The organism is Achromobacter marplatensis (genome assembly GCF_002209535.1).
Classification (GTDB): Bacteria; Pseudomonadota; Gammaproteobacteria; order Burkholderiales; family Burkholderiaceae_B; genus Achromobacter; species Achromobacter marplatensis.
Genome location: NZ_NJIG01000002.1, coordinates 421,263 through 446,513, shown reverse-complemented (window position 1 = coordinate 446,513; position 25,251 = coordinate 421,263). Strand labels below are relative to the sequence as shown.

The window sequence follows — 25,251 nt, the reverse complement described above, 5'->3', positions numbered from 1 at the left end:
GGGTTCAGCAGATGCGGTAGAAGCGCAATTCGACGCGGTCGGGGTAGCGCGCACCCGTGCCGATGAACAGGCTTTCGTTCATCCAGCCCAGGCCCGGCGACGCGGTTTCAAAGCGCGGGTAGCTGCGGAAGTAGATCCGGGCGGGGTCGACGGCTTCGCCGCGCACCAGGCGGGCGATATCGTCGGCGTGCCCCGTGCGGATGCCGGTGTTCTCGACATAGATGCGTTCGCCGTCGGGCGTTTCGATGACGTAGCGTGCGTGAATGTCCGTGTAGGTAGCCGAACGGATCACCTGGAAATCCGCGCCGCCAGGCAGGACTTTGCCGCGCAGGCGCGGGCCGTCCACCGTGCCACCCGTGATGGGAATGACGCGGCGGCAGCCTTGCGGGGTGTCGCCCACTTCCTGCGGCGCGCCGACCTCGACGACGACGGTGGCCACGTGCTCTAGCTGCGGCGCCAACGGGTCCGCAATAGCGGCGGCTGCATGGGTCTTGTCGTTCATGGCGATTCCCCCCGGCTCTTGCGCACGGTGGCGGGATCGAATCCCGCGAGTTGTTTGTAGCGCAACGATACCGCCGCCAGCTCCTGCGGCGCGATCACGTTGCCAATATCGTCAAAGCCTTGCGGCGCACGCTCTTCGGCCATCTGCATCACTTGCTCTGGCCCGTTCAGGCGGTTGCGCAACACGATGCCGGCCGTGCGCGGCAGCCGCTCCGCCTCGTATTCCAGCAAGGCGATCTCCGGCGTACGCACCGCGCCGCTCAACGCTTGCGCCAGCCAGTCGGACAGGCAGCGCGCGTCCAGGATCGCCTGCGCCGACCCGTTTGAACCGATGGGATACATGGGATGCGCGGCATCGCCCAGCAGCGTCACGCGCCCCCGCGTCCAGCGCGGCAACGGGTCACGGTCCACCAGCGGGAACTCGTAGATCGCTTGCGCGCCGTCGATGATGGCGGGGATGTCAATCCAGTCCCAACGCCAATCCGCAAAGCGGTCCGCAAACACGGACTTGTCCACCTGTCGGTTCCAATCGGTTGCGGGCAACTCCGCGCCCGGCACCGACAGTTCGGCGATCCAGTTGATCAATGACCGCCCCTGCCGGCGCAGCGGTTCTGAAATCGGGTAGCAAACGAATTTCTGGTCCTGATGGCCGGCCATGAACATGCTGCGGCCATCCAGGTACGGCGGCGCTTCGGTCACGGCGCGCCATAGCATGCGGCCGGAGAAGCGCGGTTCGTCACCCGTGGGATGCAATTGGCGACGCAGGGCCGAGTGGATGCCGTCGGCGCCCACCACGATGTCCGCCCGCACGCTTTGCAGGGCCCCGTCAGCCCGGCACCGGAAATGCGCCGTGGCGCCAGAGGCGTCCTGTTCCACCGATTCCAGCAACCGGCCCGTGACGATGGCGTCCTCACCCAGCCGCGCGCGTACGGTCTGCGCCAACAGCATCTGGAACTCCCCGCGATGCACGGAGAACTGCGGCAGCGGATAACCGGCATCCAGGCCGCGCGGCTCGCGCCAGATCGGCTGTCCGAACTTGTTGTAGTAGTGCAGTTGCGAGGTCTCGATGGCGCGCTCGGCCAAGCCGGGCAGCAGGCCCAGAGGTTCAAGTTCGCTGATCGCGTGCGGCAGCAGATTGATGCCGACGCCCAAGGGCCTGAGTTCCTGCGCGCTTTCAAAGACGCGGCAATCGATGCCGCGCCGATGCAGCATCAAGGCGAGCGTCAGCCCGCCGATGCCGGCGCCGGCGATGACGATTTGCATGTCTGCTCCTGGTTTTATTTGTTATGCAACATAACAAAATCCAGGTGGCTTCCGCACCCCGGGGATTTCCCGTAATGCGGTAGCGCGGCGACAATAGGTGCATTAGTGTTGAGGCCCCTTAATCGCGATCGCCCCATGTCCAGAGCCGCATCCCAACGCCCCCGGCGCCCCGCCGCGCGGGGCGAGCATTTCGATCCGCATGTGCCCGGCATCCGTTACGGCGCGCTGGACGACCTGGTCGGCTACGCCATCCGGCGCGCCCAGATCGTGATCTACGAAGACTTCCTGAATGCGTTGGCGCCCTGGGACATCACGCCTCAGCGTTTTTCGTCGCTGTCTCTGATCGCCGCCAACGCCAATTTGAAGCTCACGGACCTGGCCCGCATCCTGGGCATCGCGCGCTCTGGGGCCGTGCAGATCGTCAACCAGCTGCAGGACCTGGGTTATGTCGAACGGCGGGAAGCCGAACGCGACAAGCGCGCGTATTCGCTGGCGATGACCCAGGCCGGCGAAACGGTGCTGGCCGAGATCACCCAAGCCGTCCAGGCGCATGACGCGCGCATCAGCGCGCAACTGAGCCCGGCGCAAAAGCACCAATTGATCGGTTTGCTGGGCAAGCTGGGGTAGCCCGCCAGGTAGCCCGCCACCCGGCGCGCGCGGGGCACGGTGATACGATCATCGGTAAGCCTCAAAGAGCAAGGAACCTGCCCCATGCCCAGTTCGAATCCTGCCGACACGCCGCTTGCCACCGGCCGACGCCGCCTCGCGCTGGACAGCGTGCACAACGCCCGCGACCTGGGCGGCCTGACCGGCGCGAATGGCCGGCGGCTGCGTGACGGCAAGCTCTTTCGCAGCGGCAATCCCGGCCGCGCCAGTGCCGCAGACCTGGAATTCCTGGGCACGCTGGGGCTGGAAGCCGTCATCGATTTCCGCGCCGACACCGAGAAAGCGCAGGACGATCCCCACTTCGGCAAACGCTTCCCCTGGATCGCGTCGCCCGTGCTGGATGGCAACATGGCCATGGCCGTGCTCTTGCCCAAGCTGCGCGAAAGCACGCAAGCCGCCGCCCACGCGATGATGGTGGACATCTACCGCGAATTCCCGTCCCGCTACCAGGCGCCCTTCGGCGGCTTTCTCAAGACAGCTGCCACCGGCAAGACACTGTTGTTCCACTGCACCGCCGGCAAGGACCGCACGGGTTTCGCCTCGTTGCTGCTGCTGTCGGCCTTAGGCGTTTCGCAAGACGACATCGTGGCGAACTACCTGGAATCGAACCACTGGAACGCGCGCTTTTTCCAGGAGATCCTGGCCAAATCCGCGGAACGCGGCGTGCGCGACGACGTCATGATGCCGCTGCTGGAAGTCGCCCCTGCCTACCTGGAGGCGTCAGTGCAGGCGATCGACGACGCGTACGGCGGCATGGACACGTATCTGCGCGACGTGCTGGACGTGGATGTGGACGTCCTGCGTGCGCACTACCTGGATAATTGAGCACATGTTGAAAGACCGCGGATTCCAGATCTGGCTAGCCGTGTTCGCATTGGTCGCCGGCACGCTGATCGCCTTGCTGTGGCCGAAGCGCTCCGGCTATCCATCCATCGGCGGCGGCGGCTACGATCTGTCGAATTGGGTCTACACGCTGGCCCTGCTGGCATTCACCGGCGTGTGGACGCTGGTCACGCTGCTGGTGGGCCTGAACCGCAGCACGCCGCATGCGGCGAAACGCGCGTACTGGCTGGCCGCGATCGGCGCGGCCACCTTCGTGGCGTCGCTGGTCGCGTTTGGCCACCATGTGACCTAGACCCGCATCCGACGCTTTCCATCAAACCCGCTGACGGTCCTGCCCAGCGGGTTTTTTTCTGCGCGTTGAAACCCTGGCACCCGCCATCAGGGCATTCCCCTATTACCCGCCTGCCGTCAAAAAACTATCGTATTCGAGAATTATCAAATAAGAGAATTCTCGCTTCCGACAAAAATGACTGCTGATCCCCTATACGATTTCGCCGTGGTCGGCGCCGGTATCGCCGGCGCGTCCGTGGCCTACCGCCTGAGCGCCACGGCGTCCGTGGCAGTGCTGGAACGCGAGTCCCAACCGGGTTATCACTCCACCGGCCGTTCTGCGGCCATGTTCATGGAGACCTACGGCACCACGCAGATCAAGGCGCTCACCCGCGCCAGCCGCGCCTTCTACGAGCAGCCGCCCCAAGGGTTCAGCGAGCATCCGCTGCTTAGCCCTCGGGGTGTGCTGTACATCGCCACGCCGGAACAGAAGGAACTGCTGCAAGAGGTGTTCAAAGACTTCCACCGTCAGTCGCCCAACGTAACGCTGATCGATGCCGAGCAGGCCGTGGCGCGCGTGCCCTGCCTGCGCGCCGACCAGCTTTGCGGCGCGATCGAAGAACCGGATGCGCGCGATATCGACGTGCATGCCCTGCACCAGGGGTTCCTGCGCGGCATGCGCCGGCAGGGCGCGGTGCTGCACAACAACGCGGAACTGGTGTCCGCCGCCTACGCGGACGACGCCTGGGTCCTGACATTGGCGGACGGCCGCACCATCCGGACGCGGGTACTGGTCAATGCCGCCGGCGCCTGGGCGGACCACGCCGCGGCCCTGTGCGGCGCCGCCCCCATCGGTCTGCAACCGTGCCGCCGCACGGCGTTCACGTTCTCGGGCCCCGAAGACACCGACTTTTCCCATTGGCCGGCCGTGGTCGGCGTGGATGAAAGCTATTACTTCAAGCCCGACGCTGGCCAGTTGCTGGGGTCGCCCGCCAACGCCGACCCGGTGGCCGCGCATGACGTCGTGCCCGAAGAGCTGGATGTGGCGACCGGCATCTACCGCATCGAATCGGCCACGTCGCTCACCATCCGCCGTCCCAAGCACACCTGGGCGGGCTTGCGCTCGTTCGTGCGCGACGGCGACTTCGTGGTGGGATGGGATGCGCACGCCCCGGCTTTCTTCTGGCTGGCGGCGCAAGGCGGTTACGGCATTCAGACGGCCGCCGCCACCTCCGAACTGGCCGCGGCATTGCTGATGCATCAGCCGCTTCCCGACCACCTGCACGCACACGGCGTCAACGCCGACGCGGTGCGCCCCGAGCGCCTGCGCTGACCTTCATCTCCCCCTTCCACGAGACTCCCATGACCGCCATCACCCGTTATCCCAGCTCCCTGCCTCTGCCGTTCTCGCGCGCCACCCAGGCGGGTGGCTTCCTCTTCCTGTCAGGCCAGATCCCCATGGATGCTAGCGGGCAGGTCGTGCGCGGCGATATCACCGTCCAGACCCATGCCGCCATCGAACGCATCAAGGAAACGCTGGCGTTGACGGGCGCCACCCTGAAAGACGTGGTGCGCGTGACGGTGTGGCTGTCGGACCTGACGCTGTTCGCGCAGTTCAACGAAGCCTATCGCAGCCATTTCGCGTCGGACTTCCCGTCGCGCTCGACCGTCGAGGCCAAGCTGGCGATGGACGTGGACGTAGAGATCGAAGTGCAGGCGTGGCTGGGCGCGGTTCAAGCCCCGGCTTCGAAGGCCTGAAACCCAGCCGTTTGATTGCATGACACCGCCTGGCCGCGTGCCTGGCGGGGCAGCCCCCAATGCGCGCGCCCTGATGCCCGCGCCCTGATATCCCACTTTTGCGCGGAGCGTCATCCATGAAGATCTTCTCCGGGTCCCTGGCGACCGAGACCAACACTTTTTCCCCCATCCCGACGGGCCTGTCCGCCTACCGGGCACGTGGCTACTACCCCGCCGGGCAGCATCCGGACCGCATGCAGATGTTCTCGGGCCCGCTTTGGGCCGCGCGCCAGCGCGCCGTGGGCAAGGACTGGACGTTGATCGAAGGCATGACCGCAGGCGCCACCCCGGCGGGGGTCACCACCCGCCACGCCTACGAAACGCTGCGCGACGAGCTGCTTGAAGACCTGCGCCGCGCCGGCAAGGTGGATATCGCCCTGTTCGGCCTGCACGGCGCCATGGTGGCCGACGGCTATGACGACTGCGAAGGCGACCTTCTGAGCCGCGCCCGCGCGATCGTCGGCCCCGACACCGTCATCGGCGCCGAGCTGGATCCGCACTGCCATTTGACGGACGCCATGGTGGACAGCGCCGATTTCCTGGTCTGTTTCAAGGAATATCCGCACACCGACATCCTGGACCGCGCATTCGACCTGGTCGACCTGTGCGTGGCCCGCGCCGAAGGCCGCAACACGCCCACGCGCGCGGTGTTCGACTGCGAGATGATCTCCATCATGCACACCAGCCGCGAACCCATGCGCAGCTTCGTCGACCGCCTGTTGGCCATGGAAGGCAAGGAAGGCGTGCTGTCGGTCTCCATCGCCCACGGCTTTCCCTGGGGCGACACGCCGGACATGGGCTCGAAGGTACTGGTCTATACCGACGGCGACCAACACCAGGCCGAGGCGCTGGCGCGTGCACTGGGCGAAGAGATCATCGGCTTTCGCGACCAGCTCGCGCCGCCCTACCCCGGCGCCGACGAGGCGCTGGACCAAGCCTTGGCGAAAAAGGAATTCCCGGTGGTGCTGGCGGACTCCGCCGACAACGCCGGCGGCGGCGCCCCCAGCGACGCCACCTTCATCCTGGAACGCGTGCTGGCACGCGGCATCACCGACGTCGCCACCGGCCCCTTCTGGGACCCGGTTGCCGTGCAGCTTTGCTTTGAAGCGGGCGAAGGCGCGCAAATCAAGCTGCGCGTGGGCGGCAAGGTGGCGCCCGTGTCCGGACAGCCGCTGGACCTGGACTGCGAAATCCTGGCGCTCAAGCGCGACGCCGTCATGACGGGGCTTGCGGGCACGCCCGCGCTGCTGGGCGATGTTGCCGTCGTGCGCACCCAGGGCGTGACGATCGTCATGAACACCTCGCGCACCCAGGCCATGGGCACGGACCTGTTCACGCAGTTCGGTGTGGACCTGCAGGCGATGAAGCTCATCATCGTGAAGTCGTCCCAGCACTTCTACGCGTCGTACTCGAAGGTGGGCCGCCACGTCATCTACGTCGAGACGCCGGGCGCCATCACCCAGGACGTCAACGCGCTGCCTTTCACCAAGCGCAAATTGCCCAAGTGGCCGTTCAAGGCCTGAGGCGCCATCCATTGCCGCCCTGACCGGGCATCCAGAATGAATAAGGGGATAACAATGATCAGACGTTTCAGTTTGCTGGGGGCCGCGGCGCTCCTGGCCATGAGCGCCGCCACCGGCGCGCTCGCCCAGACCAAGACCTTGCGCATGGTGCCGCACGCGGACCTGAAGACGCTGGACCCGCTGTTCAACACGGCCTACATCACGCGCAACCACGGCTACATGGTGTTTGACACCCTGTTCTCTCAAGACAGCAAGGGCCAGGTCAAGCCCCAGATGGTCGACACCTGGACCTCGTCCGAAGACGGCAAGACGTGGACCTTCACCTTGCGCCCCGGCCTGAAGTTCAACGACGGCACGCCGGTAACGGCCGAGGACTGCATCGCATCGCTGCAGCGCTGGGCCAAGAAGGACACCCTGGGCCAGGCGATGATGGCGGCCGGCGCCGAATTGGCCGCCACCGGCGACAACACGTTCACCCTGACGCTCAAGGAGCCCTTCGGCCTGGTGCTGGACGCGCTGTCCAAGCCGTCGGGCATGCCGCCCTTCATCATGCCCAAGCGGCTGGCCATGACGGACCCGAACACGCAGGTCACCGAAATGGTCGGCTCGGGTCCATTCCTGTTCAAGCGCGACGAATGGGTGCCCGGCAACAAGGTCGTCTATGTGAAGAACCCCGCGTACGTGCCCCGCGCCGAGCCGGCCGACGGCCTGGCGGGCGGCAAGAACGTGAAGGTGGACCGCGTCGAATGGCTGTACATCCCCGACGGCAACACCGCCACGGCGGCGCTGATGAACGGCGAGGTCGACATGATCGAACAGATCACGCCCGACTTCCTGCCCGTGGTGGAAAGCAATCCGGACATCACCCTGAGCACGTCGGTTGCCTCGCAAGGCATGGTCATCGTCAACGCGCTGCATCCGCCGTTCAACAATCCGCTGGCCCGCCAGGCGCTCTACCACCTGGTAAGCCAGAAGGAAATGCTGTCGGCCATGGGTTACCCGGAGAAATACCGCGTCGACTATTGCGCCACCCTGTACATCTGCGGCTCGCCGCTGGCAACCGACGCCGGCGCCGCGCCCTACGCCAAGCCTGACCCGGCACGCGCCAAGCAACTGCTGCAGGAAGCCGGCTACAAGGGCGAAAAAGTGGTGCTGCTGTATCCGACCGACCACCTGAGCGCGCCCGCCGTGATGGTGCTGGCGCAAAACATGAAGAAGGCCGGCATCAAGGTGGACGTGCAGTCGATGGACTGGGCGTCGCTGGCCGGCCGCCGGCTGAAGAAGGATCCGCCCGAACAGGGCGGCTGGAACATCTTCCTGACCTGGGGCGGCTACTACGACGCCAGCACGCCGGTGACCAATCCCTGGCTGTCGGCTGCCTGCGGCAACAGCCTGCCGGGCTGGCCCTGCGACAAGGAGCTGGACACGCTGCGCACCAACTGGATCCGCGAGACCGATGCCGCCAAGCGCAAGGAGATCGCCGCCCAGATGCAGGCGCGCGCCTACCAGACCGTGCCCTACGTCATGTGGGGAGAATTCAAGCCCGTCTTCGCCGTGCGCGGCCTCAAGCACACCGAGCTGATCAAGAACGGCATCCCGGTGATGTGGAACATCGAAAAGCCGTAAGGCAGACGCCGGGCGCATCGAGCGCCCGGCCGCAAGCCAAGGGGAATCCAGCGTGAAATACATCCTGCGCCGCATCGCGGCCGTCATTCCAGTCATGGCCGTCGTCGCGGTCGTGGTGTTCCTGCTGATCCATCTGTCGCCGGGCGATCCGGCTGCGGTGATCGCCGGCGACAACGCGACCGCCGAGGACGTCGAGAAAATCCGTCAGAACCTGGGCCTGGACAAGCCACTGCCGCAGCAGTTCGTCATCTGGATCAGCCACATCGCCGTGGGCGACCTGGGCACCTCGATGTCCTCGCAGATGCCGGTATCGCAACTGATCGGCCAACGCATGGGGCCGACCGTGTCGATCGCCCTCTTCACGATGCTGTTCGCCGTGCTGGTGGCAGTGCCGCTGGGCGTGCTGGCTGCCTGGAACGCCGGCCGCTGGCTGGACCGCCTGGTGATGATCGGCGCGGTCTGTGCGTTTTCGGTGCCGGTGTTCCTGATCGGCTACAGCCTTGTCTATGGCTTTTCCATCAAGCTGGGCTGGCTGCCGGTGCAGGGCTACAAGCCCCTCGCGGACGGCCTTGTGCCGTATCTGCGCCATCTGGTGCTGCCCTGTCTGTCGCTGGGTCTGGTCTACATGGCGCTGCTGACGCGCATGACGCGCGCCACCATGCTGGAGGCCCTGTCCGAGGACTACATCCGCACCGCGCGCGCCAAGGGCCTGTCGTCGGGCCCCATCGTGTGGCATGCATTGAAGAACGCCGCCAACCCCATCGTCACCACCATTGGCGTGGGCGTGGCCCTGCTGATCGGCGGCGTCGTGGTCACCGAAACCGTGTTCGCGATTCCCGGCCTGGGCCGCCTGACCATCGACGCCGTGCTGCGCCACGACTACCCGGTGATCCAGGGCGTGTTGCTGGTGGCCTCGGGCATCTACGTGCTGATCAACCTGCTGGTCGACCTGAGCTACCGGCTCTTCGACCCCCGCATCCGCTACTGAGAAGGGCAACGCATGAACACGACCACCCTCCCGCTTGCGATACCGCGCCCGCGCCTGCGCCGCGCCGTCCGGTCGCTGCGCCGCCATCCCATGCTATATGTGGGCGGCGCGATCCTGCTGGTGCTGGCGGCCATTGCGCTGGCCGCCCCGTGGCTCGCCACCGTCGACCCGCAAGACATCAACCCGATGGCGCGTATGAAGCCGCCGTCGACCGAACATTTCTTCGGCACCGACGCGCTGGGCCGTGACGTGTATTCGCGCACCGTATGGGGCGCGCGCGTATCGCTGCTGGTCGGCATCGTGGTGGCCGTCGTCTCGACCGTCGCCGGCGTGATGCTGGGCATGCTGGCCGGCTACTTCCGACGCGTCGACGCACTCATCATGCGCATCATGGACGGCCTGATGGCCATTCCCGGCGTGCTGCTGGCGATTGCCCTGATGGCCACCCTGAAAGGCGGCCTGGGCACCGTGATCATCGCCATCGTCATCCCCGAGGTGCCGCGCGTCGTCCGCCTGGTGCGCGCGCTGGTGCTGACGATCCGCGAACAGCCGTACATCGAGGCGGCCGTATCGGTAGGCACGCGCGTGCCGTCGATCCTGCTGCGCCACATCCTGCCCAACCTGTTCGCCCCCTTGATGGTGCAAGCCACGTTCATCGCCGCATCCGCCATCCTGACGGAAGCCGTGCTGAGCTTCCTGGGCGTGGGGATCCCGCCGCAGATTCCCAGTTGGGGAAACATCATGGCCGAAGGCCGAAATTTCGTCGCCGTGGCGTTCCACATCATCCTGTATCCCGGCCTGTTCCTGGGCGTCGCGGTACTGGCCGTCAACCTGGTGGGCGACGGGCTGCGCGACATGCTCGATCCCCGTCTGGCCAAAAAGCTGTAGGAGCGCCCATGCAACCCACCCCTGTCTTGCGCGTGCATGACCTGACCACCTGTTTTGACGGCGACGACACGACCGTCGTGGCTGTCGACAAGCTCTCGTTCGACCTCCTGCCCGGCGAAACGCTGGGCCTGGTTGGCGAATCCGGCTGCGGCAAGAGCGTCACGTCGCTATCCATCATGCGTCTGCTGCGCGCCCCCGGCCGGGTCGCGGGCGGCCGCATCGAGTTCGACGGACGCGACCTGCTGGCCCTGCCCGAAAAGTCCATGCGCGCTATCCGCGGCAACCAGATCTCGATGATCTTCCAAGAGCCCATGACCTCCTTGAACCCCGTGATCACGGTGGGCAAGCAGATCAGCGAATCGCTCATGCTGCACCAGGGGCTGTCGCGCCGCGACGCCCTGGCGCAGGCCGAGAAGCTGCTGGAGCTGGTGCAGATCTCGGACCCCGCGCGCCGCGTGCGCGAATATCCCTATCAGCTGTCCGGCGGCATGCGCCAGCGTGCCATGATCGCCATGGCGCTGGCGTGCCAGCCCAAGGTATTGATCGCCGACGAGCCCACCACCGCGCTGGATGTCACCATCCAGGCGCAGATCCTGCACCTGCTGCGCGACATCCAGGCCCGCCTGGGCACGGCCATCGTGCTGATCACGCACGACCTGGGCGTCGTCGCCCAGATGTGCCAGCGCGTCATCGTGATGTACGCCGGCCGCAAGGTGGAAGAAGGCAGCGTGGACGACGTGCTGGACCGTCCGCAGCATCCCTATACCCAGGCGCTGATCCGGTCGCTGCCCGACTTCGTCGACGGCCAGGACCACACGGCGCGGTTGGCCGAACTGCCCGGCATCGTGCCGGTGATGACGCCCGCCTCGCGCGGCTGCGCCTTCGCCGCGCGCTGCCCGCAAGCGCTGCCGCGCTGTACGGAAGAGGCGCCGCCCGCCATCGATGCCGGCAGCCGCCACCGCGTCTGGTGCTGGGCGCGCCTGTCCGAGCCGGCGCCTGTCGCCATGACCGCCTGAGACCCGCCATGAACCTTCACGACATTCCTCTCTCGTCCGCGGCCTCGGCCCGCACCGCCCCTGCCGCGGTGCCCATGCTGGAAGTCATCGGGCTGAAAAAGCACTTCCCCGTCGACAGCGGACGCGGCGCGAAAGTCCTGCGCGCGGTGGACGGCATCTCGCTATCCGTCCCGCGCGGCCAGACGCTGAGCCTGGTGGGCGAGTCCGGCTGCGGCAAATCCACCACCGGCAAATGCCTGATCCGCCTGACCGACCCCACCGAAGGCCGCATCCTGCTGGAAGGCGCAGACCTGGCGACGATGAACAGCAGCCAGTTGCGCGCCATGCGCCAGCGCATGCAGTTCATCTTCCAGGACCCGTTCTCTTCCATGAACCCGCGCATGCGCGTGCGCGACATCATCGGCGAGCCGCTGCGCAACTTCGGCCACGACCGTGCCGCCATCCGCGAACGCGTTGCGCAGTTGCTGGCGCGCGTCAGCCTGCGTCCCGATGCCGCCGACCGCTACCCCCACGAGTTCTCGGGCGGGCAACGCCAGCGCATCGTCATCGCGCGCGCCCTGGCGCTGGACCCCGGCCTGATCGTCTGCGACGAACCGGTATCGGCGCTGGACGTCTCCGTCCAGGCGCAGGTCATCAACCTGCTGATGGACCTGCAGCGCGACCTGGGCCTGACCTACGTGTTCATTTCCCACGACCTGAGCGTCGTGCGCCACATCAGCCACCGCGTCGCCGTGATGTACCTGGGCAAGATCGTGGAAATCGGCACCCGCGACGCCATCTTCGACCGCCCCGCCCACCCCTATACCCGCGCCCTGCTGGCGGCCGTGCCGTCGGCGCGCCAGGGCCAGCGCACGCCCGTCGAGGTCCTGAAAGGCGAAATCCCCAGCCCGCTGTCGCCCCCGTCCGGCTGCGCCTTCCGCACGCGCTGCCCGATGGCGCAGCCGCGCTGCGCCGAAGAAACCCCTTTGCCTCGTGAAGTGGCCCCCGAACAGCAAGTCGCCTGCCACTTTGCCTGAACCCACTTAGCCGGAGATCCGCATGTCCCAGCCTGACGCCACCCCGTTTGACTACATCCTTGCCGGCGGCACCGTCATCGACGGCGCCAACACCCCCGGCCAGCGCGCCGACGTGGGTGTGCGCGGCGACCGGATCGCCGCCGTGGGCGACCTCTCCACCAGCGCCGCGCACCGCCGCATCGACGTCAGCGGCAAGGTGGTGGCGCCCGGCTTCATCGATTCGCACACGCACGACGACAACTACCTGCTCAAGCACCGCGACATGACGCCGAAGATTTCGCAGGGTGTCACCACGGTCGTCACCGGCAACTGCGGCATCAGCCTGGCACCGCTGGCCCACGCCAGCCCGCCAGCCCCGCTGGATTTGCTGGACGAAGGCGGCTCGTACCGTTTCGCGCGCTTCTCCGACTACCTGGATGCGCTGCGTGCCACCCCCGCCGCCGTCAACGCCGCCTGCATGGTCGGCCACTCCACGCTGCGCGCCGCCGTCATGCCCGACCTGCAGCGCGAAGCCACGCCCGACGAAGTGCAGGCCATGCAGTCGCTGGCCGACGACGCCCTGGCCAGCGGCGCCATCGGCATCTCGACCGGCACCTTCTACCCGCCCGCTGCGCGCGCCACCACCGAAGAGATCATCGAAGTCTGCCGGCCGCTCAACACCCACGGCGGCATCTACGCCACCCACATGCGCGACGAAGGCGAACACATCGTCGCGGCGCTGGAAGAAACCTTCCGCATCGGCCGCGAACTGGACGTACCCGTCGTGATCTCGCACCACAAGGTCATGGGCCAGCCCAACTTCGGCCGTTCCCAGGAAACCTTGCCCCTGATCGAAGCCGCCATGGCAAAGCAGGACGTCTCGCTTGACGCCTACCCCTACGTGGCCGGCTCCACGATGTTGAAGCAAGACCGAGTGCTGCTGGCCGGCCGCACAATCATCACCTGGTGCAAGCCGTTCCCGGAATTGAGCGGACGCGACCTGGACGAAGTCGCCGCCGAACGGGGCAAATCCAAGTTCGACGTGGTGCCAGACCTGCAACCCGCGGGTGCCATCTACTTCATGATGGACGAGCCCGACGTCCAGCGCATCCTGAAGTTCGGCCCCACCATGATCGGCTCGGACGGCCTGCCCCACGACGAACGCCCCCACCCGCGGCTGTGGGGCACCTTCCCCCGCGTGCTGGGCCACTACTCCCGCGACCTGGGGCTCTTCCCCCTGGAGACCGCCGTCTGGAAAATGACCGGCCTGACCGCCGCCAAGTTCGGCCTGGCCGAACGCGGCCAGGTCCAGCCCGGCTACTTCGCCGACCTGGTCGTCTTCGACCCCGCCACCGTCGCCGACGCCGCCACCTTCGAACGCCCCACCGAGCGTGCCGCCGGCATCCATTCCGTCTATGTCAACGGCGCCCCCGTCTGGGAAGACCAGGCCTTCACCGGCCAGCACGCCGGCCGCGTCCTGAACCGGACCCCCGCCTGAACGCAGGCCCACCCCTTACAATCCGGCGTAGACGCGGCAGGGCTTGCGGGCCCTGCCCCAGCCCTCAACCCCTTGATGCCAGATCGCTACATGGCCCAACCCGGCAATACATCCCCGCCCGAAATCGTCGGCAAGGAAGAAATGGGCGCTCGCCTGCGCGCCGAGCGCAAGGCCAGAAAGATGACCCTGCAGGCGTTATCGCAGGCCAGCGGCATCGCGGTATCGACGCTATCGAAGGCAGAGCTCGGGCAAATCGCCCTGAGCTACGAAAAGTTCGCCGCACTGGCGCGCGCGCTGGACATCGACATGACCCGCATGTTCATGCTGCGCGACGCCTCCCAAGCTGCCGTCGCCCCCACCTACGTCAAGAACAAGCTCAGCGACGCCCGCGACTACATCACGGAAAACTATCACTACCGCCTGCTCATGGGCGAATACCCCGGCAAAAAGATGCTGCCGATGGTGGCCCTGATCGATTCGCGGAAGGTGGTGGAGTTTGAGGACTACATCCGGCACCCGGGGCAGGAATTCGTCGTGGTGCTGTCGGGCAAAGTCCGGATCCAGTTCGAAAATGGCGACAGCGTCGTGCTCGCGAAGCTGGAATCGGCGTACTTCGACAGCAGCATCGGGCACGTTTACCTGTCGCTCAGCCGGAAACCGGCCGAAGTGCTGGCGATATGCAGCGATACCGAAGACGTTCCGTCCAGGCTGAAGGGGGGCTGAAGGGGCTGGGGCTTCGGAATGCGATTTTCCGCTTGCGCTGGCATATGGCTGTCACACAGGCCGGCCATACTTGTCGACAAGATGCTTGGGGAACCCGATCTGGGTCGGGCCAGCCCTGGATATTCATATGAATGGTAAATCGTTGGGCTGAGCAAGAAGCCGGCTTACGATGCCTAGCATCTACTGGGCCCGGTGCCCGCAGGAATGCTCCGACATGCAACGCTTGATCTCCCCCATTTTGACCCGCCGCCCGGCACTACTCGCCGGCCCGCGCAGCGGCCGCCGCTATGACGCGGTGTATTCGGTGAAAGCCCATCGTGAAGCGCGGATGCTGAACGAATCCGCACAACGGATTCTGGCTGTTTCGGCCCGGTATATGTTGGCAGGCGCTTAAACCTGCTGTTTGTAGGGCTGGCGTTGCCTAGGCAATGCCAATGTAGAAATCCCGCTGACGCGTATCGTTTCAGCGGGATTTTTATTTGGATTTTTGGCTCAACTGAGAAATCTATCGCCGATTGTTCCAAGACTCGGATGGCGGCTTACGGCCAGGAGCGGACGCAGGCCATGAAGTTTCCATTGTCCGGTGCTGAAATCAAAACGGACATTGATGGCCGGCACTCCACGAATCCGGCCACCTCAGGGTCAGTGAAGCTCTCTGCTTGAGGGAGCTCGGCGGCCGGTGTGCTTTAGGCGGTCCTAGCGGGTCGCGCGCAGGTCGGGGCAGCGGAAGCGCTCAATCCTTGAGCGTTTTGAACATGTCCCGGACTTCATCCTCGGTAACTGTCTCGGCCCGTGCCGTTGATGGAGCGCTTGAGTACGATTGCCCATCGTCATCAGTGTCAGAGTGATATTCTTCGGAGTCGGCAATCGCATTTTCTATTTTTCGGATTTGCTTAGAAAAATCTATTCCATGTCGCTCGGTCAGTGCTTGTAAACCATCGCGTAGGCTATTCAATTCCTCCGTGGTATCGCAATTGCCAAGATCCTCGCCAATACCAACGGTCTGATAGTGTTGAAACGCCGACTTCAATTTAACCTCGTCGCTCTCTAACCACTCAAAGGCCAAACCCGGGAAGCTCAAAAGATCTAGCCAATCGTCCACGTTTGCTCGTCCGAGATGGCCAAGAAGCGCATTGAGTAGTCTTCGATAGATGGGTCGAGCGCCATGCAGAAATAGCCAGTCGCCTTCGTAAATTTTTTCCAAAGAACCCAGCGCTGCTTGAAAATCAGTGCCTTTACGCCTCCAATGGTCAATTAGCCAGTCGGCGTACGTCGAGCATAGCTCCATAAACTCGAGCGACTCCGACGCCTCCGCTATTTCAAGCAACGTACCTAAACGCCCCTCTTCGCGCGAGTCGATGTAGGAACCAACCGAACCCTTTGGAGTGGTTTCCCAGTGCAGCGACGGGCCATAGAGCACTCGTTCGGCCCGCAAGCGGAGTGCGGCAATATCGGCATAAAACGCCGCCAACAATGGCTGCCCCGTCTGTTTTCGCGCTAGATCCCATATGTTCGAAAATTGACCTGCCCCCCAGACTTAGTACGGTATCGACATAGAGTCCAGGGTTAGGGTCAAGGGTCACGTCCACGTCTGTTGTTGGCCAGCCAGGTAGGCATCGGGAGCTGTCGCTGTTTTGTGTCGCTGCTCAACAGCGATTCCATCTTCTTTACAGTATGTACCCATAGACTTAACGCAGTTGTCGCACGGTGTGCACGTAATACATACCCAGTACTTCCACACGTTTTACTACTCGCGTGCCAAGAGCAGACGCCGCCGCGTCCTGTCGTTGATGTTCGGCGGGCGCGCCACTGTAGCCAGTAGGCAAGCATCCAATGGTCTTGATTATTTGTGATTCATCCAATTACTATTGGTCATATAACCGTTGACGAGGAGCAGAGCGATGGCAGGATGTACGGCACCAGTTCGTGGGCACCGTTCCGCAGCAGCGGCTGCGGATTGCCCTGCATGCAGTTCCCGTTTTGGCGGGTACGGCAGGGGCTACGGGTATGGCAGCAGCTACGACTACGGTTCGTCCTACCCTTCGGGTGGTGGAAGTGGCTACAGCGGGGGTGGCAGGTCTGGCGGAGGTGGTGGTTCAAGGCCGCGATGGTCGCGCACGGGTTCGTCCGTCTCGTACACGCCTGCTCAGGTGGTGTCGCTAACGCCAGTCCGCGAGGCTGTTGAAAATGAAGCTGCGGCGAAGCCAGATCTTAGAGACTGCTTTCTCTGTCACGCTTGGGACGACCGACAGGGAGCGGCCAAGGAACTGCATGATTTCCTCGAGGCGGCTGGTGTCAAAGTTTGGTTCAGTGAAAAGGACCTTGGCCTCGGCGTGCCGATGATGCGCGCCATCGACAAGGGCTTGGCGGCTTCGAAAATCGGGCTCGTCCTGGTGACCCCCGCATTGCTAGCGCGCCTCCCGAAAGAGGGCGTCGCTGACAAGGAGCTTTCATCCTTACTCCAAAGTAACCGGCTCGTGCCTATCGTGCATGGAACGACGTATACAGCGCTCCGCGACGTTAGCCCAATGCTCGCTTCGCGAAGCGGTCTGGACACGTCGGAAGACACGATGGCTGTAATCGCAACCAAGATTGCCGAGCTGGTCACCATCTGGCGCTGACATGGTCAGAGGCAAGGGGATCGAGGCGTTGTCTTCAAGGTAGCGTGTTAGATCCTCGTGGCGCTTGTACGTCAGCGGTAGTACTGTCTTCGGTAGGGTGTTCATCTAACAATGATGGGCATTCTCAGCCCCAACATGAAAGCCAAAGACCTGACCACTAGCGATGACGGAAATACCATCCAGTGAGGACCGTTACGTTAGCTGAGAGGTTGAGGCTGAAACCGAGGCGGCAGGGTCCAGCCTCAGCCCCATAAGCAGGATAGCGGCGCAGGAGCGAGTTTATCGCCAAAAGGCACGACATCCGGACTGTCGTAGATAACGACGCCGAAGGCGAAGCGATCCCCGCGGGCTTCGGCGAGCGGATCAGCCGCGTAGCCAATCCACCGATTTATTGACACAAACGAGACGTTGAATACTTGACGAGAATATTAACTCGCCAGGGGGGCTTCGAATGGTCTCGCATGCAATTTGGTGACATGTCCAGACAACCACTGTTTGATGGACACATTCCGAGCTGCACGTAAGCCTGCAAGCGAATAACAAGACGTTGACCATGAGTGGAAAGAGAGCCGAGCACTCGTTTTTAAACAGCGCGCTTGCCGTGCCTCCGCACCGCTCGGTTCCCCTGATGGGTAGTCGACCTTGAACTTGGGGCATAACCACGTGTGGTCGTGGCCTCCGTATGGCTACTTCCGACTCGTGAGCGGTCATAGCAAACCGTTTCCCCTCATTGACGGCAATGGGTCGGAAGCAGTCAGAAGCTCTCCCACCGAGGCCGCGACAGCCTCCCAGGAGGAAATAGCGCCGACGGTCTACCACTAAGCGGTTGCCGACATGAAGAACCGGCTTCAACTGCGCGTTCCGAATGGCATCTCGAAGTCCGCGAGGAAGAATTTCCTTAAAGACCGAAGTATGCGTATGGCCAGAACAAGCGGCGTAGCTAACGCCGCTTTCAGCGCGCCCCTATACAGCTCACAGGCAGACCACTCAATAACTGCACCCGCGATCCGTGACGCATGTCTCGCCATTTAAAGTGCAAACACCGCCACCACGCCTTACTCAACATGGCACTCGCACCGGAACCTTATACCCCGCGCGGAATCGCCCACATCGACACTTGGCACACCGCTGACCACGCGATCAAGGTCTATGGCATCCATCGTCATCCCAATTGGGCTTCCCCTATTCTTTCCGATGCCGTCATCGCCTCGGCGCATGCCACCGTACAAGATGTGCTGACCACCCATGCGCGCGACGAGCGTAATCATGGGCTGGGATTCTGCATCATGCACGTCGGAGAGGAAGCCGTATGGCTGCTGGTGGATTGGTGGATCTCGGGCGGGATCGTGTGCCAGCAGATGCTATCAGCGCCTCTGGCGCAACCGGACCGGTTAACGCCGGTGCGCACACCGGCACTGGCGTGCGTCTGGGAACTGGTCGTCACGGCGCATGAGCGCAACGCTTGGGTGCGGCACATGCTGACCACCAAGCCCAACCCGCCTGCGTACCTTGAAGACATATTGCCTGCGGGCCCGTATTGAAAATCCACTTTTACGGCACGATATGTTCAGCCCCAAAGAAATCCTCGTCCTGACAGGGCCACCCGGTTCTGGCAAAACGACCGCGGCGAACATCATTACGCAACTGCCAGGGGATCCAAAGGTCCACCTGCATGCGGACGACTTTTGGCGTTTCATCAAGACGGGGTCGATCCCGCCTTGGCAAACTGAAGCCCACGGCCAGAATGCCACGGTGATCAACGTCTTGGCCCAGGCGGCGGCCGGCTACGCCAACGGAGGCTACTTCGTGTTGGTGGACGGCATTATCGGGCCGTGGTTTCTCGACGCTTTCCGCGGCCTAGGGGTGGCCCTGCATTACATCGTGCTTCGTCCGGATCTTGCGGAGGCAATCAGGCGCTGCCAGGAACGGGGCGAGGACACGCTGACGGATCCTGCTGCGATTTCTGCGCTGTACCAGCAGTTCCAAAACTTGGGCGCCTTGGAAGCCCATTCCCTGTCGGTTGAAGGTCTGAGCGTTGACGACACCTGTGCCGCCATCGGCAAGGCGGTCGATAGCGGGCGCTTCCGATTACGCTGAATCGGACGATGACATGAGCACGATTTTCGGCTCATATTCTTGGATACCGCGACATTAGTAATGCCTGACCGGGTATTAATTCTGGATATCGACCGATCCCGCAGCAGAGCGGGAATCTAGCGTAGATTAAGCCAATAATTCATCGACGTCTTGCCATTTGGCGCCAAATAAAAATCAGGCAATTGGCTCGCGAAAAAAATGCGAGCAAAGCTTCAATACGCCCTATTGACAAGCATTACCTCGGTCTGAATACTCGCTGCGCGCCGACTTATTAGGCGTATAACGAAACCCGAGGTCTTTCATGTTCATGGCAAGTCGTAAACACTTGGATTGTGTTCGCAGTCGTTTTTCTTTTTATCTGCAGTCGGCCTTGCTGGTGTTCGCCTGCGCACTGGCTCCAACGGGAGCAGCCTTCGCGGACTCTGCGCTGGCGATCCGCAATGATTCCGCAAGCGCGTTGCAACACCTTTACGCTGCCGAGCCAAGCACGAAAGAACTGGGCGAAAAAGCGGTGGCGGTGCTGGTTTTTCCCAAGATCTACAAGGCCGGCTTCGTTGTAGGCGGCGAGCACGGGCAAGGCACCCTGTTCAAGGGTAAGGAGCCTATCGGCTATTACGAAATCTCCGCCATGTCCCTGGGCCTGCAGGCAGGTGCCCAGACGTTCGGCTATGCGCTTTTCTTCATGAACCAGAAGTCGCTGAACTATCTCGAAAAGAGCGATGGCTGGGCGTTGGGCAGCGGCCCGAGCCTGGTCGCCTGGGATAAATCCGTGGCTTCCAGCCTGTCTACCACCACCTTGTCCCAAGACGTTTTTGCCGTGCCCTTCGGCGCCCAGGGCTTGATGGCGGGCATGGGTCTTGAAGGCTCCAAGATTTCCAGCATCACCCCCTGACGACATCGATGGCTGGGCAAGAGACGCGTCGGCGGCGAACGCCGCCGTCTCCTTTTTTGCACCGGTTTGTCTCACCTGGATTTTTTTTTATTCCTCCCGAAGGAGCGCGATGTAAATTCGCCCACGATTTCCCGCAAATCGATGCGTAGGGCAAACAATTTTCAGCAGAGGTGGAGCGTCCGGCAATCTGGCTGACGGTAAAGCCTGGATCCATGTCGAACGCCACCCCGTCCATCAAACTCAGAAGCTTCCTGCACATCAGCCCCTACCTGGCCAGTCGGGGCGTCTCTCCGCTTGAATTCTTTCAGCGCGTGGGAGTCTCTCCGAATATTTTCCAAACCCCTGATATCTGGCTTCCACGCACTCTGTGCTTTCAGATCGCCAACGAGATGGCGGCCATCGCAGAAGACCCCTTTGCCGGCGCCTACGTCGGCCGCTTGATGGAGTTGGGTTCACTCGGCGCATGGGGGCATCTGGTGCTGCGGTCGGCGAATGTGGCCCAGGCCTGTGCCATGGCAGCGCTCAATGCGGAAATGCTGCATCAGGGCGGAGAAGTCCGCATCGTCACGGAAGGTCGCACAACGCGGCTGATCCATCGTTTCACGGGCCCGCTGGAAGCAGATCCGCAGCAGTTCATCCTGGGAAGTCTCGCGGTGCTTCGCAAGGTGCCGCTGATGTCCGGCGAACCCTCGGCCATACGCGTTCACTTGCAGAGTTCGCGAACCCGGGGCGATGACGCGTTGGAAGAATGCCTGGGCCCCAACATCGAAACCGGGGCCGACTACAACATGATCGAATTCGACCGCGACTTGCTTGAAGCGCCGCTTCGACCATTGAAGGACGACTCTCACAAGATCACGCAGGCGCTGCAGTCGACGGTCGATACCGCAGGACTGCTGATCGAGCGGATTTCGGAGCAAGATGACATCAACCTCAGATCCGTCGCGAAAGAAATCGGCATGTCTGCCCGGACGCTGCAACGGCGGCTTAAGCACAGCGGGGTCGATTTCGAAGACTTGCGAGACGAGACCCGCCGTAGCGAGGCGCTTCGGTTGATCCGGCTGGGCAAGTATTCCGCGACCGAAATTGCCTACATGGTCGGGTATAGCGACCCGGCGCATTTCACTCGTGCCTTCAAGCGTTGGACGGGCCATACCCCGTCCCATTTCCGTTCGGCGCAACGCGAACGTTAGTACTGGCTAAGCACTTTGGCATCGAATGGCAAGCCCGGGCGCAGCATCTTCTGTAGCCTCGCGGGGCTGCGTTAGCGGGCAACTCAACAGCGGCAGTCGGTTGCAAGGCGCAGGCCTTCGCAAGGCAACAGCACGGTTAGCCATTCAAAGACATGAACGTTTATCCACACTTGGTGGCCTGCGAACATTGCGACAGCGTGTACCAGCGCTGCACGTTGGCGGCAGGCGAGGTCGCGCGCTGCCGTCGATGCCACGCCGTGCTCCAACGCGCCAACCCGATGGATGTAAATCGGTGGCTGGCGTTGACTCTCACGACAGCCGTCGTATTCGTGATCGCGAACGTCTGTCCCGTCGTACGCATCAGCCTGAACGGAACGCATAGAGAGGCGACGCTGTGGGAATTCGCGTGGTCCCTCGCCCAGGGCAGCGTGGCGCCCCTTGCGATCATCGCCGCGCTGGTGATCATCCTGGTGCCGCTTGCGCAGATTGTCCTGCTTGCATGGGTGCTGCTTTATGCGCGAGTTGGCCATCGCGCGCCGGGCTTTGCCCGGGCCTTGCGGATGCTGGCGCTGTTGCGGCCATGGAGCATGGTCGAAGTGGGCATCCTCGGCATCCTGGTGGCGATCATCAAGCTGATCAGCCTGGTGGAGGTCACTCTCGGCGCAGGCGTCTGGGCGACCGCCGCCCTGATGGTATTGCTGACCGTGATTGCCCATCGAGACCTTGCTGCGCTGTGGGATCAGACCGAAGGCGGCCCGGCATTGCGAAGCGGCATCGCGGCATGAGCAGACAGCCCTTCGCAAGCGATTTGTCGATCGTCGGCTGCCACACCTGCGGCCTGGTTTGCGACCTGGATACGTTCGGGCGAACGCAACAGTGCTCTCGCTGCGGCTCGACGCTCCACCATCGCCGTCCCAACGGTATTGCGCGCGCCTGGGCGCTGCTGCTGACAGCTGTCATCTGCTACATCCCGGCCAATGTGCTGCCCGTCATGCACACCAGCCTGCTGGGCAAGGGCAGCAGCAGCAGCATCATGGAAGGCGCGGTGGAGTTCTGGACATCGGGCTCTTATGGCATCGCGTTCGTGATTTTCATCGCCAGCGTGGCGGTTCCTTGCGCGAAATTCCTGATCCTCGGGCTGTTGCTCGTGACCTCCCAACGGCGTAGCCGATGGGCGACGCGAGAGCGCGCCAAGTTGTACCGCATGGTGGAGTTCGTCGGGTACTGGTCGATGCTGGATGTGCTGGTGGTGGCCGTGGTGGCCGCGCTAGTGCAATTCCAAGGCCTCACCGACATCTCTCCTCGCGTCGGCATCCTTTTCTTCGGCATGGTCGTGATTTTCACCATGCTGGCGGCCATGTCGTTCGACCCCCGACATATTTGGGATGGTGAAATCAATGGTGGTGATGAATGAATGATGCTTCCCGGGAGCTCCACGGGCTCGACGCTCCTACGGTGATACCGCGCAGAAAATGGCGGATCTCGCTTATCTGGCTGGTGCCCGTCACCGCCGCGCTGATCGGCCTTTCCATGCTGGTGCAAACCTGGATGACCGAAGGCCCCGTGATCAGTATCACGTTTCGCACGGCCGCCGGCCTGGAAGAGGGCAAGACCTTGGTGAAGTACAAGGACGTCAACGTGGGCACGGTGACGGCGATCGGCTTGAGCGAAGACGGTTCCCGTGTGGTCGCAACGGTCGCGCTGGATAAGGATGCCGCGAGCCTGGCGCGTGAGGACTCCCGGTTTTGGGTGGTGCGCCCGCGCATCGGCATCGATGGGGTTTCCGGCGTGGATACGCTGCTGTCCGGGGCATATATCGGCGTCGACCGGGGGCAATCGACAGAGCCCGGCAAGGAATTCACGGGCCTGGAGAGCCCACCCACCGTCATCGGCGACACACCTGGCCGGTCTTTCGTTCTGCATACCGAAGATCTCGGCTCGCTGGACGTCGGTTCCCCCGTCTATTACCGACGAATACAGGTCGGCCGTGTCGCGTCGTACCAGTTGGGCGAAGACGGCAAGGCGGTCGCCCTGCGCCTTTTCGTCAACGCGCCCTACGACCGTTTTGTCACCACGGAAACGCGCTTCTGGAACGCCAGCGGGGTGGACGTCTCGCTCGGTGCGGACGGATTCAAGCTGCAAACGCAATCGATCGCCACCATCCTGGCGGGGGGTGTGTCCTTCGGGACGGCCCCAGGCGTGGCTGGCGAGCCCGCTGCCGAAGACACGGCCTACGAGTTGGCCAAGGATCAGCAGGCCGCGCTGGCCCCGCCCGACGGGCCGTCGCAGACCGCCTATCTGGTCTTCGAGCAATCCTTGCGCGGCCTGACCATTGGTGCGCCCGTGCAGTTCGATGGCATGGACCTGGGCAAGGTCGTCTCCATCAAGCCCGATTACGACCCCGACCGGCGCCGCTTTCAGTCCAAGGTCGGCGTTGTGGTTTATCCGCAGCGGCTGGGCGAGATCATGGAGAAAATGCCGGCCGTCGACGGCACCGAGGAAGACCGGCTGGTGCACATGCTGCAAGAAATGGTGGCGCACGGCCTGCGGGCTCAGGCAAGGACAGGAAACTTGCTGACCGGCCAGCTTTACATCGCCCTGGACTTCATCCCGAATACGCCCAAGGTCGTTTTTGATCCGCAACGTCGTCCGATAATGCTGCCCACCGTCAGCGGCAGCTTCGACCAATTGCAGGAGCGGGTCGCCAGCATCGTGGGCAAGATCGACAAGATGCCTTTGGACAGTATTGGCCGAAATCTTGACGCGTCCTTTGCCAACCTGAATAAAGCGCTGCAGCAGGTCAACGGCCTGGTCCTGCCGCAGGCCACGCAGACTCTGCGCCAGGCCCAACAGACCATCGGCGCCGCGCACGGCATGCTTGCCGAAGATGCGACGTTGCGGCAGAACCTGGGCCAGGCCCTGCAGGAAATCCAGCGCGCCGCGCGCTCGGTACGCACCTTGACCGACCTGTTAAGCCGCTATCCCGAGGCGATGGTGCGGGGCCGCCCCAAGAACGCCACCCTCGAGGCTTCCACAGAGCCGCCAGCCCGCACGATGGAGACTCCCCAGCGATGACCCGACCTATTCGTATCAGCCTCCTCGCCCTGACCCTGGCGCTGGCAGCGTGCAGCGCGTCTACGCCTGTCCGCCATTACACCTTGCTCACCCCTCAGGCGGACGCGGCGCCTCAGGGGCCGCCAGCGCGCTTCGTGGTCGACGTGCTGCCCGTGACGTTGCCGGAGTATCTGAATCAACCCCAACTGGTGGTCAGGCAAGACGACAGCGGCATGCTCGCCGTCCTGGATGACGAGCGGTGGCTGGGGCCGTTGGACGAAGAGATACGCAACGCCTTGTCGGCGCAGTTGGTCGATCGCCTGGGCACCCAGGACGTCGCCGGCCTGTCCATGCCCAGCGACGGGCAGGTGATCAGGGTGAAATTGCAGATCCGCCGGTTTGACGCGTGGCCGGGCAAGCGGGTGCAGCTGGAAGCGGGTTGGACCTTGGGGGACGCGCGGGTCCCTGGCAGCGCCAAGCTGGTCTGCCACGGACGCTTCGAGGAACCCGCGGCCGCCGGCTATCCCGCGCTTGTGCAAGCGCAGCAGCGCTTGATCGCGGCGTTGGCCGAACGGATCGGCCAAGACGCGACGACATGGTCGGCCTCGCGCCAGTCGAAATGCGGGGCCGCGCAGATGTCCTAGACGGACTGCTCCCCCCAAAAAAAACAAACAAGCAAAAAGCCCGCTGAAACTTCACGTTTCAGCGGGCTTTTTACGAGGAATTCTTGGTGCCGACGGCGAGACTCGAACTTCATAGCAAGCTTCCTAGCGCTATCACCAAGAAGTACCTAAAAC

The 25,251-nt window shown here is 63.5% G+C and carries 26 protein-coding genes; 23 read left to right on the top strand and 3 right to left on the bottom strand.

The features are described 5' to 3' along the window. Positions 1-4 precede the first annotated feature (4 nt). Entirely contained in the window at positions 5-502 is a 498-nt protein-coding gene (locus tag CEY09_RS05605) for a DUF3237 domain-containing protein (RefSeq protein ID WP_088587870.1), read from the bottom strand. Then, on the bottom strand, positions 499-1,764 hold the full coding sequence (locus tag CEY09_RS05600; protein ID WP_088587869.1) for a flavin-dependent oxidoreductase: 1,266 nt from the start codon (positions 1,762-1,764) through the stop codon (positions 499-501). The genes CEY09_RS05605 and CEY09_RS05600 overlap by 4 nt, the downstream gene beginning before the upstream one ends. 135 nt (positions 1,765-1,899) lie before the next feature. Between CEY09_RS05600 and CEY09_RS05595 the strand changes: the two genes are divergently transcribed. The 14 genes from CEY09_RS05595 (at position 1,900) to CEY09_RS05530 (ending at position 14,991) form a co-directional block, all read left to right on the top strand. Continuing rightward, positions 1,900-2,391, top strand: coding sequence for a MarR family winged helix-turn-helix transcriptional regulator (locus CEY09_RS05595; RefSeq protein WP_088587868.1), 492 nt, complete (start codon positions 1,900-1,902; stop codon positions 2,389-2,391). A gap of 84 nt (positions 2,392-2,475) precedes the next feature. Further along, positions 2,476-3,255 (top strand): tyrosine-protein phosphatase, encoded by a 780-nt coding sequence (locus tag CEY09_RS05590; RefSeq protein WP_088587867.1) that lies wholly within the window; start codon positions 2,476-2,478, stop codon positions 3,253-3,255. Between the two features lie 4 nt (positions 3,256-3,259). Then, entirely contained in the window at positions 3,260-3,565 is a 306-nt protein-coding gene (locus CEY09_RS05585) for a hypothetical protein (protein ID WP_088587866.1), read from the top strand. Between the two features lie 174 nt (positions 3,566-3,739). Further along, positions 3,740-4,876, top strand: coding sequence for an NAD(P)/FAD-dependent oxidoreductase (locus CEY09_RS05580; RefSeq protein WP_088587865.1), 1,137 nt, complete (start codon positions 3,740-3,742; stop codon positions 4,874-4,876). 29 nt (positions 4,877-4,905) lie between these two features. After that, complete coding sequence (locus CEY09_RS05575) at positions 4,906-5,301, top strand: RidA family protein (RefSeq protein WP_088587864.1); 396 nt, start codon at positions 4,906-4,908, stop codon at positions 5,299-5,301. A 116-nt stretch (positions 5,302-5,417) separates the two neighbouring features. Further along, entirely contained in the window at positions 5,418-6,863 is a 1,446-nt protein-coding gene (locus tag CEY09_RS05570) for a M81 family metallopeptidase (RefSeq protein WP_088587863.1), read from the top strand. Positions 6,864-6,917: 54 nt separating this feature from the next. After that, on the top strand, positions 6,918-8,489 hold the full coding sequence (locus tag CEY09_RS05565) for an ABC transporter substrate-binding protein (protein ID WP_006223660.1): 1,572 nt from the start codon (positions 6,918-6,920) through the stop codon (positions 8,487-8,489). Between the two features lie 52 nt (positions 8,490-8,541). Next, the gene (locus CEY09_RS05560; RefSeq protein WP_006223659.1) at positions 8,542-9,477 is read left to right on the top strand and encodes an ABC transporter permease; all 936 of its coding nucleotides are present in this window, start codon (positions 8,542-8,544) and stop codon (positions 9,475-9,477) included. Positions 9,478-9,489: 12 nt separating this feature from the next. Further along, positions 9,490-10,365 carry an ABC transporter permease gene (locus tag CEY09_RS05555; protein WP_006223658.1) on the top strand — a complete coding sequence of 292 codons (876 nt, stop codon included), beginning with the start codon at positions 9,490-9,492 and terminating at the stop codon, positions 10,363-10,365. A gap of 8 nt (positions 10,366-10,373) precedes the next feature. After that, positions 10,374-11,381 (top strand): ABC transporter ATP-binding protein, encoded by a 1,008-nt coding sequence (locus CEY09_RS05550; RefSeq protein ID WP_006223657.1) that lies wholly within the window; start codon positions 10,374-10,376, stop codon positions 11,379-11,381. Positions 11,382-11,389: 8 nt separating this feature from the next. Then, complete coding sequence (locus CEY09_RS05545) at positions 11,390-12,397, top strand: ABC transporter ATP-binding protein (protein WP_088587862.1); 1,008 nt, start codon at positions 11,390-11,392, stop codon at positions 12,395-12,397. 22 nt (positions 12,398-12,419) lie between these two features. Beyond that, complete coding sequence (locus CEY09_RS05540) at positions 12,420-13,874, top strand: N-acyl-D-amino-acid deacylase family protein (RefSeq protein ID WP_088587861.1); 1,455 nt, start codon at positions 12,420-12,422, stop codon at positions 13,872-13,874. 90 nt (positions 13,875-13,964) lie between these two features. Further along, positions 13,965-14,597: a helix-turn-helix domain-containing protein gene (locus CEY09_RS05535; RefSeq protein ID WP_088587860.1), complete on the top strand. Its 633-nt coding sequence runs from the start codon at positions 13,965-13,967 to the stop codon at positions 14,595-14,597. A gap of 214 nt (positions 14,598-14,811) precedes the next feature. Then, positions 14,812-14,991, top strand: a complete 180-nt coding sequence (locus CEY09_RS05530; RefSeq protein WP_088587859.1) for a hypothetical protein — start codon at positions 14,812-14,814, stop codon at positions 14,989-14,991. 339 nt (positions 14,992-15,330) lie between these two features. On the opposite strand, the gene CEY09_RS31870 is transcribed toward CEY09_RS05530, so the two are convergent. After that, entirely contained in the window at positions 15,331-16,068 is a 738-nt protein-coding gene (locus CEY09_RS31870) for a hypothetical protein (RefSeq protein ID WP_147254630.1), read from the bottom strand. A gap of 679 nt (positions 16,069-16,747) precedes the next feature. On the opposite strand from CEY09_RS31870, the gene CEY09_RS05520 reads away from it, so the two are divergent. The 9 genes from CEY09_RS05520 (at position 16,748) to CEY09_RS05480 (ending at position 25,098) form a co-directional block, all read left to right on the top strand. Next, positions 16,748-17,218: a toll/interleukin-1 receptor domain-containing protein gene (locus CEY09_RS05520; RefSeq protein WP_234818229.1), complete on the top strand. Its 471-nt coding sequence runs from the start codon at positions 16,748-16,750 to the stop codon at positions 17,216-17,218. Positions 17,219-18,282: 1,064 nt separating this feature from the next. Continuing rightward, positions 18,283-18,759, top strand: a complete 477-nt coding sequence (locus CEY09_RS05515) for a hypothetical protein (protein WP_088587856.1) — start codon at positions 18,283-18,285, stop codon at positions 18,757-18,759. A 22-nt stretch (positions 18,760-18,781) separates the two neighbouring features. Next, entirely contained in the window at positions 18,782-19,315 is a 534-nt protein-coding gene (locus CEY09_RS05510) for an AAA family ATPase (RefSeq protein ID WP_088587855.1), read from the top strand. A gap of 301 nt (positions 19,316-19,616) precedes the next feature. Then, a complete protein-coding gene (locus tag CEY09_RS05505; RefSeq protein WP_234818228.1) occupies positions 19,617-20,207 on the top strand; it encodes a lipid-binding SYLF domain-containing protein in 591 nt (196 codons plus the stop codon). Positions 20,208-20,419: 212 nt separating this feature from the next. After that, positions 20,420-21,400: an AraC family transcriptional regulator gene (locus CEY09_RS05500; RefSeq protein ID WP_088587853.1), complete on the top strand. Its 981-nt coding sequence runs from the start codon at positions 20,420-20,422 to the stop codon at positions 21,398-21,400. A 152-nt stretch (positions 21,401-21,552) separates the two neighbouring features. Continuing rightward, the gene (locus CEY09_RS05495) at positions 21,553-22,185 is read left to right on the top strand and encodes a paraquat-inducible protein A (RefSeq protein ID WP_088587852.1); all 633 of its coding nucleotides are present in this window, start codon (positions 21,553-21,555) and stop codon (positions 22,183-22,185) included. After that, the gene (locus CEY09_RS05490) at positions 22,182-22,814 is read left to right on the top strand and encodes a paraquat-inducible protein A (protein WP_088587851.1); all 633 of its coding nucleotides are present in this window, start codon (positions 22,182-22,184) and stop codon (positions 22,812-22,814) included. Before CEY09_RS05495 ends, CEY09_RS05490 begins: the two co-directional genes overlap by 4 nt. Continuing rightward, a complete protein-coding gene (locus tag CEY09_RS05485; RefSeq protein ID WP_088587850.1) occupies positions 22,811-24,475 on the top strand; it encodes a PqiB family protein in 1,665 nt (554 codons plus the stop codon). Before CEY09_RS05490 ends, CEY09_RS05485 begins: the two co-directional genes overlap by 4 nt. After that, positions 24,472-25,098 (top strand): PqiC family protein, encoded by a 627-nt coding sequence (locus tag CEY09_RS05480; protein ID WP_088587849.1) that lies wholly within the window; start codon positions 24,472-24,474, stop codon positions 25,096-25,098. The genes CEY09_RS05485 and CEY09_RS05480 overlap by 4 nt, the downstream gene beginning before the upstream one ends. Positions 25,099-25,251 lie beyond the last annotated feature (153 nt).

Bases quoted from the DNA above. Each gene is read 5' to 3' on its own strand.
- CEY09_RS05605 (WP_088587870.1), bottom strand. From the start codon at position 502: ATGAACGACAAGACCCATGCAGCCGCCGCTATTGCGGACCCGTTGGCG.
- CEY09_RS05600 (WP_088587869.1), bottom strand. From the start codon at position 1,764: ATGCAAATCGTCATCGCCGGCGCCGGCATCGGCGGGCTGACGCTCGCC.
- CEY09_RS05595 (WP_088587868.1), top strand. From the start codon at position 1,900: ATGTCCAGAGCCGCATCCCAACGCCCCCGGCGCCCCGCCGCGCGGGGC.
- CEY09_RS05590 (WP_088587867.1), top strand. From the start codon at position 2,476: ATGCCCAGTTCGAATCCTGCCGACACGCCGCTTGCCACCGGCCGACGC.
- CEY09_RS05585 (WP_088587866.1), top strand. From the start codon at position 3,260: ATGTTGAAAGACCGCGGATTCCAGATCTGGCTAGCCGTGTTCGCATTG.
- CEY09_RS05580 (WP_088587865.1), top strand. From the start codon at position 3,740: ATGACTGCTGATCCCCTATACGATTTCGCCGTGGTCGGCGCCGGTATC.
- CEY09_RS05575 (WP_088587864.1), top strand. From the start codon at position 4,906: ATGACCGCCATCACCCGTTATCCCAGCTCCCTGCCTCTGCCGTTCTCG.
- CEY09_RS05570 (WP_088587863.1), top strand. From the start codon at position 5,418: ATGAAGATCTTCTCCGGGTCCCTGGCGACCGAGACCAACACTTTTTCC.
- CEY09_RS05565 (WP_006223660.1), top strand. From the start codon at position 6,918: ATGATCAGACGTTTCAGTTTGCTGGGGGCCGCGGCGCTCCTGGCCATG.
- CEY09_RS05555 (WP_006223658.1), top strand. From the start codon at position 9,490: ATGAACACGACCACCCTCCCGCTTGCGATACCGCGCCCGCGCCTGCGC.
- CEY09_RS05550 (WP_006223657.1), top strand. From the start codon at position 10,374: ATGCAACCCACCCCTGTCTTGCGCGTGCATGACCTGACCACCTGTTTT.
- CEY09_RS05545 (WP_088587862.1), top strand. From the start codon at position 11,390: ATGAACCTTCACGACATTCCTCTCTCGTCCGCGGCCTCGGCCCGCACC.
- CEY09_RS05540 (WP_088587861.1), top strand. From the start codon at position 12,420: ATGTCCCAGCCTGACGCCACCCCGTTTGACTACATCCTTGCCGGCGGC.
- CEY09_RS05535 (WP_088587860.1), top strand. From the start codon at position 13,965: ATGGCCCAACCCGGCAATACATCCCCGCCCGAAATCGTCGGCAAGGAA.
- CEY09_RS05530 (WP_088587859.1), top strand. From the start codon at position 14,812: ATGCAACGCTTGATCTCCCCCATTTTGACCCGCCGCCCGGCACTACTC.
- CEY09_RS05515 (WP_088587856.1), top strand. From the start codon at position 18,283: ATGGCACTCGCACCGGAACCTTATACCCCGCGCGGAATCGCCCACATC.
- CEY09_RS05510 (WP_088587855.1), top strand. From the start codon at position 18,782: ATGTTCAGCCCCAAAGAAATCCTCGTCCTGACAGGGCCACCCGGTTCT.
- CEY09_RS05505 (WP_234818228.1), top strand. From the start codon at position 19,617: ATGTTCATGGCAAGTCGTAAACACTTGGATTGTGTTCGCAGTCGTTTT.
- CEY09_RS05500 (WP_088587853.1), top strand. From the start codon at position 20,420: ATGTCGAACGCCACCCCGTCCATCAAACTCAGAAGCTTCCTGCACATC.
- CEY09_RS05495 (WP_088587852.1), top strand. From the start codon at position 21,553: ATGAACGTTTATCCACACTTGGTGGCCTGCGAACATTGCGACAGCGTG.
- CEY09_RS05490 (WP_088587851.1), top strand. From the start codon at position 22,182: ATGAGCAGACAGCCCTTCGCAAGCGATTTGTCGATCGTCGGCTGCCAC.
- CEY09_RS05485 (WP_088587850.1), top strand. From the start codon at position 22,811: ATGAATGATGCTTCCCGGGAGCTCCACGGGCTCGACGCTCCTACGGTG.
- CEY09_RS05480 (WP_088587849.1), top strand. From the start codon at position 24,472: ATGACCCGACCTATTCGTATCAGCCTCCTCGCCCTGACCCTGGCGCTG.